The sequence below is a fragment of the Terriglobia bacterium genome, assembly GCA_036496425.1.
Taxonomy (GTDB): domain Bacteria; phylum Acidobacteriota; class Terriglobia; order 20CM-2-55-15; family 20CM-2-55-15; genus 20CM-2-55-15.
On record DASXLG010000247.1, the window covers coordinates 1 to 13,161 of the forward strand.

General features: G+C 57.9%; 12 protein-coding genes. 5 read left to right on the top strand and 7 right to left on the bottom strand.

Going from position 1 to position 13,161, the window contains the following annotated elements; genetic code table 11:
* The 4 genes from VGK48_17355 to VGK48_17370 form a co-directional block, all read right to left on the bottom strand.
* On the bottom strand, positions 1 to 268 hold a 268-nt coding region (locus VGK48_17355; GenBank protein HEY2382946.1), incomplete at its 3' end, for a hypothetical protein.
* Positions 269 to 272: 4 nt separating this feature from the next.
* Positions 273 to 1,526 carry a 5-amino-6-(D-ribitylamino)uracil--L-tyrosine 4-hydroxyphenyl transferase CofH gene (gene cofH, locus VGK48_17360; protein HEY2382947.1) on the bottom strand — a complete coding sequence of 418 codons (1,254 nt, stop codon included), beginning with the start codon at positions 1,524 to 1,526 and terminating at the stop codon, positions 273 to 275.
* Positions 1,523 to 2,632 (bottom strand): 7,8-didemethyl-8-hydroxy-5-deazariboflavin synthase CofG, encoded by a 1,110-nt coding sequence (gene cofG / locus VGK48_17365; protein HEY2382948.1) that lies wholly within the window; start codon positions 2,630 to 2,632, stop codon positions 1,523 to 1,525. The genes cofH and cofG overlap by 4 nt, the downstream gene beginning before the upstream one ends.
* A 123-nt stretch (positions 2,633 to 2,755) precedes the next feature.
* Positions 2,756 to 5,038: a diguanylate cyclase gene (locus VGK48_17370; protein HEY2382949.1), complete on the bottom strand. Its 2,283-nt coding sequence runs from the start codon at positions 5,036 to 5,038 to the stop codon at positions 2,756 to 2,758.
* Positions 5,039 to 5,170: 132 nt separating this feature from the next.
* Between VGK48_17370 and VGK48_17375 the strand changes: the two genes are divergently transcribed.
* Positions 5,171 to 5,515 carry a phosphomannose isomerase type II C-terminal cupin domain gene (locus tag VGK48_17375; protein HEY2382950.1) on the top strand — a complete coding sequence of 115 codons (345 nt, stop codon included), beginning with the start codon at positions 5,171 to 5,173 and terminating at the stop codon, positions 5,513 to 5,515.
* Between the two features lie 432 nt (positions 5,516 to 5,947).
* The gene (locus VGK48_17380) at positions 5,948 to 7,087 is read left to right on the top strand and encodes a hypothetical protein (GenBank protein ID HEY2382951.1); all 1,140 of its coding nucleotides are present in this window, start codon (positions 5,948 to 5,950) and stop codon (positions 7,085 to 7,087) included.
* Here the strand turns inward: VGK48_17380 and VGK48_17385 are convergent.
* Positions 7,084 to 7,806, bottom strand: a complete 723-nt coding sequence (locus tag VGK48_17385; protein ID HEY2382952.1) for a DUF2461 domain-containing protein — start codon at positions 7,804 to 7,806, stop codon at positions 7,084 to 7,086. The genes VGK48_17380 and VGK48_17385 overlap by 4 nt on opposite strands.
* A gap of 26 nt (positions 7,807 to 7,832) precedes the next feature.
* Between VGK48_17385 and VGK48_17390 the strand changes: the two genes are divergently transcribed.
* Positions 7,833 to 9,374, top strand: a complete 1,542-nt coding sequence (locus VGK48_17390) for a sigma 54-interacting transcriptional regulator (protein HEY2382953.1) — start codon at positions 7,833 to 7,835, stop codon at positions 9,372 to 9,374.
* Between the two features lie 85 nt (positions 9,375 to 9,459).
* Here the strand turns inward: VGK48_17390 and VGK48_17395 are convergent, their stop codons facing one another.
* On the bottom strand, positions 9,460 to 9,924 hold the full coding sequence (locus VGK48_17395; GenBank protein HEY2382954.1) for a DUF6174 domain-containing protein: 465 nt from the start codon (positions 9,922 to 9,924) through the stop codon (positions 9,460 to 9,462).
* A gap of 95 nt (positions 9,925 to 10,019) precedes the next feature.
* Here VGK48_17395 and VGK48_17400 point away from each other — a divergent pair, with 95 nt between their 5' ends.
* Positions 10,020 to 10,679, top strand: coding sequence for a VOC family protein (locus tag VGK48_17400; protein ID HEY2382955.1), 660 nt, complete (start codon positions 10,020 to 10,022; stop codon positions 10,677 to 10,679).
* Positions 10,680 to 10,703: 24 nt separating this feature from the next.
* Complete coding sequence (locus tag VGK48_17405) at positions 10,704 to 12,530, top strand: RecQ family ATP-dependent DNA helicase (protein HEY2382956.1); 1,827 nt, start codon at positions 10,704 to 10,706, stop codon at positions 12,528 to 12,530.
* Here VGK48_17405 and VGK48_17410 read toward each other — a convergent pair.
* On the bottom strand, positions 12,514 to 13,161 hold a 648-nt coding region (locus tag VGK48_17410; protein HEY2382957.1), incomplete at its 5' end, for a GTP 3',8-cyclase MoaA. The genes VGK48_17405 and VGK48_17410 overlap by 17 nt on opposite strands.

Below are 13,161 nucleotides of genomic sequence, written 5' to 3' on the forward strand. Positions count from 1 at the left end.
AACGCTTCGAAATGTCGTTGGTATTGGCGAGCTTGTTCGCCACCCGAAAGGTTTTGATGAGGCCTTCCTCGATCCAGCCGTGGACGTGGTCGGATAATCCGCGCAGTGTCCGGTTCTGCGACTGCCGGCCGAGGTTCATCAATTTCGCAACCGGCTTGCCTACACCCTCGAGCAGACGATGAACGGCATTGGGCTGAACGCGGTGCACGGCGAGTTCCCGGACAACCTGTTGCTCGTATTCGGTGAACACCGGCGACACATGACTCATGATTTCAGTATAGACGGCGGGGCGGGCTCGACCAGCGAAACTCTGACGAAGAGGCGAGGTTTTTGTAGGAACCAAAGCGCGAATCGGCGTCCTGGACGGTGTCAAGAGCACTGCTTTCAGTATCTTCGGCAGTGAATATCTTCAACAGCTCATATCTGGTGTTGCGCTGGGCGGGCGTGCGGCCGGCGTCGCGGATGAGGCGACGGAGTTCGCGCGGCTGAATGAGCTGGCCGTGCTGCGCCCCCGCCGAAGTCGAAATACTTTCGTTCATCAGCGTTCCGCCAACGTCGTTCGCCCCGGCGGACAGCAAGTACTGCGCGAGCTTCGGGCCTTCCTTGACCCAGGACGATTGGATGTTCGGAATACAGCCGCCGAGCATCAGCCGCGCGACCGCGTGCATTTTAACCACTTCGTTTCCGCTCGGGCCCGGCCGCAGATTCGGCGCGAGCTTGTGGTGATACATCGGGGCTTCCTGGTGGACCATGGATAAAGGAACAAACTCGGTGAAACCGCGCGTGTCGTGCTGGATGTCACGCAGCAGGTTCATGTGTTTCACCCAATGCACCGGCGTTTCGAGGTGGCCGTACATGATGGTCGAGGTGGTCGGAAGTCCGATGTCGTGCGCGGTCGTGATCACGTCGATCCATTGCCGCACGGTGATACGCCCGGGCGAAATGATGTCGCGCATGTCCTGATCAAGGATCTCGGCCGAGGTTCCCGGCAGTGAACCGAGCCCGGCGGCCTTCAGCGCGCTGAGGTAATCCCGGATCGAAGTGCCGGACTGCGTGGAGCCGTAGAGAACCTCTTCGGGAGAGAACGCGTGGAGATGGACTGCGGGAAACGCCCGTTTCACCGCGCGGGTGAGATCGATGTAGAAGTTGCCTTCCATGTCCGGCGGCAAACCGGCCTGCATACAGAGCTCGGTCGCACCCATCTCGATGGCTTCGCCGGCGCGGCGGAGGATTTCGTCGTCGGGCAGAAAGTATCCCTGTTCGTTCCGGTAAGTCCGGCTGAAGGCGCAGAAGCCGCAGTGCTTCACGCAGACGTTGGTGAAATTGATGTTGCGATTGATCACGTAAGTGACGATATCGCCGGCCTGCCGGCGCCGGAGTTCGTCGGCGGCAAGGACAGTGGCCTGGAAGTCGAGCCCCGAGGTCTCGCACAGGCGGAGCGCCTCCTGCCAGGAGATCTCGCAGCCGTCGAGGGCCCGGTTCAGAATCGTGGCGACTTCGGGAGTGACGCTGTCGAGCAGGTTCATCGGACACCCGAAGTGATCTCACTTTGGAGCTGCGAGGTCAGAGGACGCAGCGGCACGGCGAGAAAACGATCGTTGATGAAGCCGTCATAGATCGCGAGGCGCTCGCGTAATATGAACCCGGCGGCAGCGCAGGTCTCGGCCAGGCGATCGGTGTGCGGCCAGGCCGCTTCGGGATTGACATAGTCGGGCGTGACCGGCGAGATGCCGCCCCAGTCGTTGATGCCCGCGCGAAGCATGAGTTGATGTCCTGCGGGATTGAGATTCGGCGGAACCTGGATGTTCATTTCTCCCCCGAGAATCAAACGCGCTGTCGCGACCGTCCGGGCTATATCCATCGATTCGGGTTCGGACGCGCCGGCCATCGGGGTATCCGGTTTGGCCCGGAAGTTCTGAATGATGACTTCCTGAATGTGGCCGTAGCGTTCGTGAAGTTCGCGGATCGCAAGCAGGCTATCGACCCGTTCTTCATGCGTTTCGCCGATACCGATAAGAATGCCGGTGGTGAAGGCGATCGAAAGTTCTCCGGCTTCGCGAATCATCCGCAAGCGCACGCCGGGATGTTTGTCCGGAGCGGAGAAGTGCGGCATGCCGCGTTGAGACAGCCGCGGGCTTACGTTCTCCAGCATCAATCCGAGGCTGGCGTTCAGGGGACGGAGGAACGTCATTTCGTCGTAAGTCAGGACGCCGGCGTTGGTGTGCGGAAGCAATCCATGAGTGATGGCAGTTGTGCAGGCGTGCGCGACATAGTCGACGGTGGTGCGTTGACCGAAGGCGGCGAGCGTTTGCCGGTATTGAGGAAATGCGGCCTCGGGCTTGTCGCCGAGACACATGAGGGCCTCTTTGCAGCCCTGCCGGTAGCCGCGGGACAGCACGTCCTGGATCTCGACGGGCGACATGGTCCAGGCCTCGGGGTCGCCAGGATCTTTGCGGAAGGTGCAATAGCTGCAGCGATCGCGGCAGAGGTTCGTGATTGGAAGAAAGATCTTTCGCGAATAGGTGACGCTGCGGCCTTTGAACCTATCGCGAAGAGTGGAGGCCGCGGCGAGAAGGTCCTCGAACTCGGCGCCGGCGCACTGAATCAGATGGTATGCCTCTGCAGTCTGCACGCAAAACAGTGTACCTCTGTTAAGATGCATTGGATCATTGCATCATTAGAAGTTTCTCCATTGCTTCAAATGAAGAAATGAAGAAACGTCGAATTGATGCAATGGTCCAATAATCTGCCTGGACTACTTTGCCTGGCTGGAGGAACGCTTACCTTGCATGTCTTCGTCGGCGAGCCGCAGCAGATCGTCGGCGGTCTCCGGCGGGTTATCGCTGACCGCATAACCGATCCTGCAATCGACAGTCAGCGGAAGATTGCGATAGAGCGCCAGTTGCTGCAGCTTCTGCTGGACGCGCTTCACGACGGCGGCCACATCTTTCGCCGCGGCTTCGATCAGCAGAACGCTGAACTCATCCCCGCCGTAACGGGCGACGAGATCGGTGCTGCGCGAGGATTCGACCAGGGAGTCGGCAACGGTGCGGAGCACGTCATCGCCGACGGAATATCCGAACCGGTCGTTGATGTCTTTCAGATGCAGGACATCGAGCACCAGCAGAAGCACGCTCGACCCGCGCCGCTTGGACCCGGCGGTCAGCCGCCGATAAAGCTCGTGGAACGCGCGGCGCCCTGGTAAACCCGTGAGTGGATCCGGAGCGTGCCGTGCGAGCAGGCGGTCGGCGTCGTACAGGCGGCCGGCGAGGATGCGCAGCAGCGCCATGGACATTTCCGTCGATTCACGCAGCATCTTCAGAAAATCCGGAGCAGGAATGGCAATCACTCTTGTACGTTCCAGCGTGATAACGCTGGCCGACCGAGGCCTCTCGCGGAGCACGCCGAGTTCGCCGAAAATCTCACCGGAACCTAATTCGCCGAGGAACATTTCGACCGGGCTGTCCGGAACGGATTCGAGGACCCGCACGCGGCCGGAAAGAAGGGCGTAGGCCGTTCCACCGGGGTCGTCCTGGCGGATGACAATGTGGCCGGCCGGGAATGTCTGATCCTGGGCGCGTTCGAGAAGCCATGATCGCTGCCCGGCACTGAGCGCAGCGAAGAGCGGCATTGCTCCGATAATCTCCGGCACGCTGTCGCCGGCTTCCGTATCATCGGTTTTCCGTTGCAGAAGCTCGGGGCTGCGCGAAGGGATTGTGACTTCAACCGGAATTCCGGTGGTCCCGGCGGTCCCGATGGTCCGGGCGAGCCAGGCGCGCACCCGCGTCCGCAGCATGGGCGGGCTGAATGGGCGCGCAAGATAATCCGTGGCAACGCTTTCGGCGCTATAGAGCGCTTCGGTGCCGTCCCGCCCTTCGGTCAGCAGGATGACCGGCAGATCCTGCCGGCTGAGCAGATTTCGCAGCGGCTGGATGAAACTGGCGCCATCGCCGTCGCGCAGTTTGGCATTAATGATCACAAGGTCGGGCGGCAGGGAGGCGGCAGCTTCCAGTGCGAGTTTCCCTCCGGCTGCCGAAGTCAGCACGAGGCCGTCGTCCGGCAGGACCTGTTCAAGGGCGGAAACGTCTGCCTGATGGCCGGTGACGATCATGACGCGGCCGCCGGCGATGGGCCGCCGGTCGAGGGCGGAGACCTCGAGAATCGTCTTTCCCGACCCATGGCCTGCAACATCGAAGCCCAGGCCTTCGGCCCCGGCAAACACGTCCAGCTTCGATCCGGCTGCGGCGGCGCGGGCGCGCTGGCTTTCTTCGATCCGCTTGAGCGTGTCGTCGTCGTGCGTCGGATCGTGATGAAAGAGAGCGAGCCTTGCGACGTTTGCGGCAATCGCGATATCGGTCACGTAATCGAGCGGGCTGTGTCCCCAGCCGACTTTGGTCTTGTATTCTTCGCTGGTGTACTGCGCGTCGTGGATCACAAGATCCACGTCTTTGAGAAATTCAATGTGGCGCTGATCGCCGGGATGATGGAACACGGGCCCCGGCGAGTTCCAGAATGGCTCGTGATCTGTAATGTAAGCGATAGTCGCGTCGTCGGAAGAAATGCGATACCCGATTGTCGGCGCAGTGTGATTCAGGTACTGCGTTTCGACCAGAATGTCGCCGATTCGAAAGAATCCTTCCTCGAGTTCCGTGTAATGGATGCGGCTCGCGAGGTCCTGAAGCTTCACCGGGAAGTAGGAATACTGCATCTGGCCGGAAAGCGAATCTTCGAGGCTGCGCTGGAACGCTGCCGCCCCGTAAATGTTCAGTTCGGTTCCGGGCAGGAATGCCGGCGTGAAGAAAGGGAACCCCTGAATATGGTCCCAATGCGTGTGCCCGATCAGGAGGTGAATCCGGTGAGGTCCGGCGCGCCGCAACATATCGAGGCCCAGAACGCGGATTCCAGTGCCGCAGTCGAAAACCAGGGTATTGCCGTCTTTAGTGCGGACTTCGACGCATGAAGTATTGCCGCCGTAGATGGCGGTTCGCTGTCCCGGCGTGGGGATTGAACCGCGAGTCCCCCAAAAGCGTACGTGCATCCGTTGCCTCTTATCGTTCCCCTGATCTCGGGGCCTCCTGCTCGATATCAGAAGTTTCCCGATATTCGCAGCCCCACAAGTTTCAGTCAAGCTCTATTGCGGTCCGGAGCAGGAGAAGTATATTCTCCTCAAATGCTTTCCGATCAGCGGCCTTGGGGCGCCTTCACGGTCCTCGATGAAACGCCTGGCTACAAAGTCAAACGGATCGAGGTTTTTCCTGAAAAGCGGCTGAGCTACCAGCGTCACGAACGCCGATCCGAGCACTGGATGATCGTCTCCGGGACGGCGAAAGTCACCCTCGACGGCCGGGAAATCATCCTCAAGAGCGGGGAAACGGTCGATATCCCGGCGAAGTCGGCGCATCGCATCGAAAATGTCGGCGCCGTTACGATGGTTTTCATCGAGATTCAGACCGGAACCTACTTCGGTGAGGACGATATTGAGCGCCTGCAGGATGACTATGGCCGCGTGAAGTAGAAGGGGCTTTATTGCCGCAAGCATCATTGGAAGTTGCTGCATTTCAAATTTAGAACTGCAAAAACTTCCAATGATGCATTGGTGCAACAGAAATCTGTTTTAAGATCCGCCCATTGGCTATACTGTCCCCGCCCCGCCCTTTCCCCAAAGTTCCATCCACATGCTTTCCGACGAAGAGATTTTTTTCATGTATGGGAAAAATGCTGTCATTTCCCGGAGCGGCCGTTTCACATTCGTTCATCTTGATCGGCCTTCCATGGACCTGGTGGACGCGAGAACTGCGAATTTCGACCCGGACGAATTTTTCGAATGTGACTGCAGCATTTGCGGACTTATGAAGGAAGGCGGAGTTGTGGTCTTCGACGACTCTCCCTACGAAGACGAGGAGATTTTGTTAGAGTAATAGACCAGCAATCCAATAGGAGGGTCTTCGTGCTTCGACTCCGTCGAATTGCAACCGGGTTTGCCTTGGCCGCGATGATCGCGGCGGCAGCGATTTACGTCGTTCCGCCTCCGGACAATTCGCCCAAGAGCCTTCCGGAGAGGTTTTCCGATGAGGAATTCTGGAAGATCGTTACGAATTTCTCGGAAAACGGCGGTTACTTCCGTTCCGACAATTTCATTTCGAACGAGAGCACCTTTCAGTGGGTGGTGCCGGATCTGAGTAAGAACCGCAAGCAGGGCGGCGTCTACCTCGGCGTCGGTCCGGACCAGAATTTCACATACATCGTTGCCCTGCACCCGGCGGTCGCCTTTATCACGGATATCCGGCGTCAGAACATGCTGCTCCACCTGATGTACAAGGTGCTTTTTGAAATGTCTGCGGATCGGGCGGAGTTCCTCTCGAAGCTTTTCGGCCGTCACATACCTGCGGTGGTGAACGACTCCGATGACCTGGAGACGATGCTGAAGGCCTTCAATGCAGAAAAAGCGGATCAGACCCTGGCCAGAAATACATTCATAGCAATGATGGGTCGGCTGCGGGAAGGACATCATTTCCTGCTCACGCCCGAAGATGCCGGATCGATCGATTACGTTTACAAGGCGTTTGTGGCGGGCGGTCCGGAGATTCGTTATTCCTTTCCAAATCAGTATGCGTGGCGCCGATTTCCCAGCTATTCGGAACTGATGCTCGAGACCGATTCGAGTGGTGAGAGCCACAGCTACATGGCGTCGGAAGAGAATTTCCAGACCATGAAAAAGCTGGAGTCGGAGAATCGGATCATTCCAATTGTCGGAGACTTTGCCGGGGACAAGGCGCTGCGGTCGGTGGCGAAATACCTGAAGCGGCACGGCGCGCCAGTCACCGCGTTCTATACGTCGAATGTGGAGTTTTATCTCTTTCAGAGCGACGACTGGAGAAAGTACCTCAGTAACGTCTCTAAACTGCCGCTGGAGCGGGACAGCGTTTTCATTCGCGCTTACTTCAATAACTACGGACCGCCCTACACGAAGGCGTCGAATTCCCGTTCTGAAACTCTGGTCGACGGAATGCAGGATCTGGTCGCCGCTTTCAAGGCCGGCCAGATCCACAGTTATTTCGATGTCATCAAGCGGTCAACGGCCCCTTAGAGTAACAGGGATTCCTGGCGCTGTTTGAGCCGGCGGGCGTGAAGTATCGGTTCATTCAGGAAGCGGACGAAAGGCGCCATGCCCTTAAACGTTTCCACGATCAATTTAAAGAACTGCGGGCTGACCGCGGTCTCCGCAGGAAAGCTTCGGGCGGCAAGGAAGTTTTTATGCCGGAGATAGTCTGCCGCCGGATGGTCCGCGCGGAAGCCGCGAGGGATGCGGGCGAGTTGGTCTCCGGTGACTTCACCAAACAGGTTTTTAAACCGCTTACTTCGAATGACCTTGAAAAAGGCCTCCGGATCGTCGGCAATCCGCTGCCGGACCCGGGCGAGATCTTCCGGTTCAGGCATGTACAACCCTCCGCCAATAAACACTTCCGAGGGAGCGATGTGCAGATAAAAGCCGGAGCCGTCATGCTTACCCAGTCCGGATCTCGGAAAGCTGGCCGCGACATGTGTTTTGTATGGCGATTTATCCTTTGAAAATCGCGTGTCCCTGTAGATACGATAGGCGGAAACCTTGGGTGTCGCCATCATTTCGGGTGCGAATCGCCGGAATTCCGCGGCCAGAGCGCCAATCAAGGCCTCCATCGGCTGCTTCACGTGCTGTTCGTAAATACTTTTGTGCTCCTGGAACCATTCCCTATTATTATGGCGCTTCAACGATCGAAGGAACTGAAGCCCTTCTTTCGGAAACGCATTGAACGCCCTGTTTGTCATGGGCCAACGATTATATGAGAGCAGAAGTGAAATCGCCTCACTCGATCCTGGATAAGTACACAGCGCTGCTCGATATTTCCTGCCGCCTGAATTCAGAAAAGAACTTCGATCAGCTGCTGAAGCTGATCGCGGATGAGGCGACGAAACACGTAGACGCCGAACGCGCCACCATTTTCATTCTGGACCGGAATAGAGGCGAACTTTGGGCGAAGGTGGCTCTCGGCGTGTCGGATACGATCCGCTTCGATGCGCGGCTCGGGATCGCCGGGGCGGTGCTCATTGCGGCAAAATCGCTGGTGGTTGAGGACGCGTATAAGTCTCCGCTGTTCTATCCTTCAATTGATTCGATCACCGGATACCACACGCGGAACATTCTGAGCGTGCCCTTGCGGGCGCCGAAACAAGACATCATCGGCGTGTTCCAGGTTCTCAATAAGCGGGAAGGGAAGTTCACCACCGAGGACGAGCACTTCGTTCAGGCCCTGGCGAACCAGGCGTCGATTGCCTTAGAGAATGCGCAGGCGCTGACGGAGCTCGAGACCCGGCAGCAGGAGTTGATCGAAGAGAATCAGAGTCTTCGGAAGGAAGTCGAGGAACGCTTCACCAACAGGAGCATTCTGGGGACGAGCTCGAAGATCAACGATATCCGTACGCTCATCGACAGGACGGCCGAAACTTCGGTTTCGGTTCTGGTCACCGGAGAGAACGGAACCGGAAAGGAACTCTCCGCCCGCGCCGTCCACTACATGAGCCCGCGCCGCACAAAGCCTTTTATTGCGGTGAACTGCGCGGCATTGCCGGAGCCCTTGGTTGAAAGCGAACTGTTCGGCATCGAGAAAGGCGTGGCCACAGGAGTCGAACGGCGGGTGGGCCGCATCGAATCCGCAAACGGCGGCACGCTTTTTCTGGACGAAATCGGAGATCTGAGTTTGACGGCCCAGGCCAAGCTGCTTCGAGTTCTGCAGGAACGCGAAGTGGAATGGGTTGGCGGAAGACGCCCAGTTCCTATCGACATCCGGCTGATCGCGGCAACCAATAAAGATTTGAAGGAAGAGATCAAACAGAATCGTTTCCGCCAGGATTTATTCTTCCGCTTGAACGTGATCCACATCCGCATGCCTGCATTGCGCGAGATCCGTACCGACATCCCGCTTCTCGCCATGCATTTTCTCCGCAAATACACGAAGGAGATCGGGCGGGACATTCAGGGCTTTTCACCGGACGCATCGAAGGCGTTGACCACGTATCATTGGCCGGGAAATGTGCGCGAGCTGGAAAATGAGGTGAAACGCGCGATGGTCCTTACTACAGCGAAAGAGATCCAACTCCAGGACTTATCGGAAAGCATCATCGAAGAGCGTTTGATTACTCCTGAAGCTGACGGGGACGCAAAGAAATCCAGCGGCGAAAAGCAATCCCTGAAGGACAGGGTTACCAACCTTGAAATTCAGATGATCCGCGACGCCATGACGCAAACCGAGAATGACAAGCGGCGCGCGGCGAAGGTTCTCGGCTTGAGCCATCAGGGGCTGATCAACAAGCTGAAGCGTTACGGGCTCGAAGACTGACAGAGCCTATTGTAAGTTGCATCATTTCGACGGTTCTTCATTGAAGCAATGAAGAACCTGCTGATGATGCAATGATCCAATGTTCTTAACCCAGCGTTTGATACTCCACCACCTTGATGTCGATTGAATTCGAGGCGCCTCCGACAATCCGCCGGTAGCGAATCAGGCGTCCCGTGACATCATCGAATTTCGCCGTCGTGTATACGGTATAGCCCTCCGGCGCTCCGAGCATGGTAGGCTTTTCGGCCAGTCCGAGTTCCTCCTCCAAGATATGGAAAAGGCCCTCCATCGTATAGTCCTGTCCGCGGTCCGGTTGGAGCACCATACCGTTCCGCCGGAAACTCACGACCTGTCCTGCCCGGACCTGAACCTCAAAGCGGCCGGTTTCGACCCGGTCACCCGACATTTCGATCACCAGGCGGTACATGCCGGGTTTGTGTGCAGACCATTTCTGCTCCGCCTGCTCCAGAATCGGCGCCGTGAGTGCCGGAAGGCGCCCGCATCCCGCCAGCAGGAACAGGCAAAGGGCAAGGGAAATGGCGCGTTTCACCAGAACGACCTTACGCTAAAGAAAGCGGGTGCGCAACAGCATGCCGGTGCGCTAAAGTAGGCGCCCGGCACCGCACTAATAAAGGAGACTTCGACATGGCGAAAGCAGCAAAGAAAAAAGTACAAGCGAAAAAGAAATCGGCTCGAGTCGCTGCGAAACCCAAGGCGGCGGCAAAGTCAGCGAAACCGGCGAAAAAGAAAGTGGCCAAGCCCTTTCGCCCGGCGGCACGAAAAACGGCGAAAATTGACCCTTTGAATCGGAAGAACTACGGCGCGGTGACGCCGATGCTGGCGGTGGCGGACGTTCAGCGAGCCGCTGATTTCTATGCCAGAGCGTTCGGGTTCAAGGTGCTTAGCGTTATGGACAGTCCGCAAGGTGCGATCCACGCGGAACTTCGCCTTCGCGACACGACGTTGATGTTGAGCCCGGAATCGCGCCAGCAGAACAGCCTCAGCGCGAACTCGATCGGTAATACGCCGGCCACCCTCTACGCGCTGGTCGATAACGTCGATGCGACGTTCACAAGCGCAGTCGCCGCAGGGGCCAAGGTAGTGATGCCGGTCATGGATATGTTCTGGGGCGACCGTTGCGCCACGGTGATCGATCCTGAAGGAAACAAATGGATGATCGCAACCCATAAAGCCGAGCCGACCGAAGCGCAAATGGCGGAAGCCATGAAGCAGATGATGCAGTCGGCGCAGGCCGGCGGGCAACACGCCACAGCGGCGGCGGCCGGCTCCGAAAGCGAATATTAATCGGTAGCAGGTGTTATCCGCAGTATGGATCTCACCGCATTACTCCGCGAACGGTTTGGGTTCGCGGAGTTTCGTCCCGCGCAGCAGCAGGTCATCGACAAAATTATGGCGGGTCAAAGTGTGCTCGCCGTCATGCCGACAGGAAGCGGAAAGTCTCTCTGCTATCAATTGCCCGCGCTCGCGCTTTCCGGGCTGACCCTGGTCATCTCGCCGCTTATCGCGCTGATGAAGGATCAGGTGGACCAGTTGAGCCAGCTGGGCCTGCCCGCAACGGTCATCAACAGCACCGTCTCACGCGAACAACAAAGAAGCCGGCTGCAGCAGGCGATTGCCGGCAAAATCAAACTCCTCTACATCGCGCCCGAACGGTTTCAAAACGACGAATTCCGGGCCGGACTCAACCGTGTGAAGGTCAGTTTGCTGGCGATCGATGAGGCACATTGCATTTCTTTGTGGGGACATGATTTCCGCCCGGACTACCTGAGACTGCAGAGCGTCGTGCGGGAATTGAAATCGCCGGCCGTCCTTGCCTTGACCGCGACCGCAACCCCGGCGGTCCGACGGGATATCGTGGCGCAGCTCGGCATTGAGGACGCGGCCCACGTCGTGAGCGGGTTTGACCGGCCGAATCTCTATCTCGAAGTGCGTGAGGTCGCGACCACGGCGGAGAAAATCCGCAGCATCGTCGAACTCGCCCGCTGGGCGCCGCTGGGTATCGTTTATGGGGGCACGCGGAAGAATGTCGAGGAGATCCATGGCAGTCTACGCCGTGCCGGAGTCGAAACAGCCGCTTATCACGCGGGCCTCGCTCTTCCGGAACGCAGAACCGTGCAGGACAGGTTCATGAAGTCATCCGAGTGCGTGATCGTGGCGACCAACGCCTTCGGTATGGGAATCGATCGCAGCCAGGTCCGGTTTGTTGTCCATGCCGATATTCCCGATTCCGTTGAAGCGTATTACCAGGAAATCGGCCGGGCCGGGCGCGACGGCGATCCGGCCCGCTGTCTGTTATTGTTCAATTATGCCGACAAATGGATTCCGGAATTCTTCATCGATTCGAGCCACCCGCCCGCGGATATCCTGAAGTACGTCTTTGGCAAAGTGTGCCGGCCGGGAGACCGGGAGATTGTGGGTGAAGAGTGGCGGAAGCTGTCGAGCACCAAGGATCATCGATTCCACGCTTCACTGGGGCTGCTGCAGCGCTTCGGATACATCGAGAGAATCCAGACTCAAGATGGCCGGGGTATTCGCGTCCTGAAGCCGAACGATCCCGGGCTGCAAGGCATCAATTTTCAGGACCTCGAAGCGCGGCGGGATTTCGAATACAAGAAATTCGGAGTCATGCTGAATTACGCGAGCCGCTTCCGGAAGCACTGTTATCGCAGTTTCATCCTGAGTTATTTCGGCGAATGGTCCCGAAACCGCGAGTGTGGCAATTGCAGCCGATGCGCTCCCCACAAATATCCGCGAGGAGTGAAATCCGGGGTTAGCGCAAGGGCAAGCTCGATTCCGCCTCCGGGCCAGAGTACGGAATCCTCCACGATCGTTGCTCTGAAGATTCTGTCCTGCGTTTTGCGGGTACATGAGAAGCTGGGCCGCGATAAAGTTGCGAAGATTCTTTCAGGTTCGGAGGATTCGTCCGTGGAGCCCTATCGCGCGCTGTCGACGTATGGGCTGCTTTCGGATTATTCAATCAAGTCGGTGACAGGCATGATCGACTACCTGATCGGTGAAGAATACATCGCGCAGCTTGACGGGTTCCGGCCGGCGATTTATGTCACGCCCAAAGGACAGGTGTTCTTGAAGGAAAGGCCGCAGATCGCGATTCCAGGCGTCAGCCACCCAGCGTGATCATTTCGATCTTTTTGTGATCGCGGGGCTGGTATCCACCGCTCAGGACCTGCTGCCATCGGAGGTCGGAAAATCGATCCGTCCGAAGCGACCAGAGCGTCGCGATCTGGGCCTGAATATCCGAATCGGAGGCGCCGGAACGGATCAGGGTCTTTAAATCGAAGCCGGATTCGGCGAACAGACAGGTCACCAGTTTTCCATCCGCCGTAACTCGGACTCGGGTACAGCTGGAACAAAACGGCTCGGTGATCGATCCAATGATCCCGACTTCCCCGGCTCCATCCAGAAATTCATAGTCCACAGCCGGCGCGCTGCCGTTCGCACGTCCGACCTCGCGGAGAGGGAATCGAGCCTGGATGATTTCGAGGATTTCCCTCTTGGTCACGGTCTTTTCGAGACTCCAGGCGTTCGCGTTGCCGACGTCCATATATTCGATGAACCGCATTTCGAAGCCGTTCTTTCGCCCAAATTCGACCAGGTCGATGATTTCATCGTCGTTGGTGCCCCGGATGATGACCGCATTCAGCTTGATGGGACTCATGCCCACCTTCTTGGCCGCATAGACGCCGGCCAGGACCTCATCCAGGTTGCCTCGTTTGGTTAAGGCCTGAAAGCGTTCCGGACGCAGCGT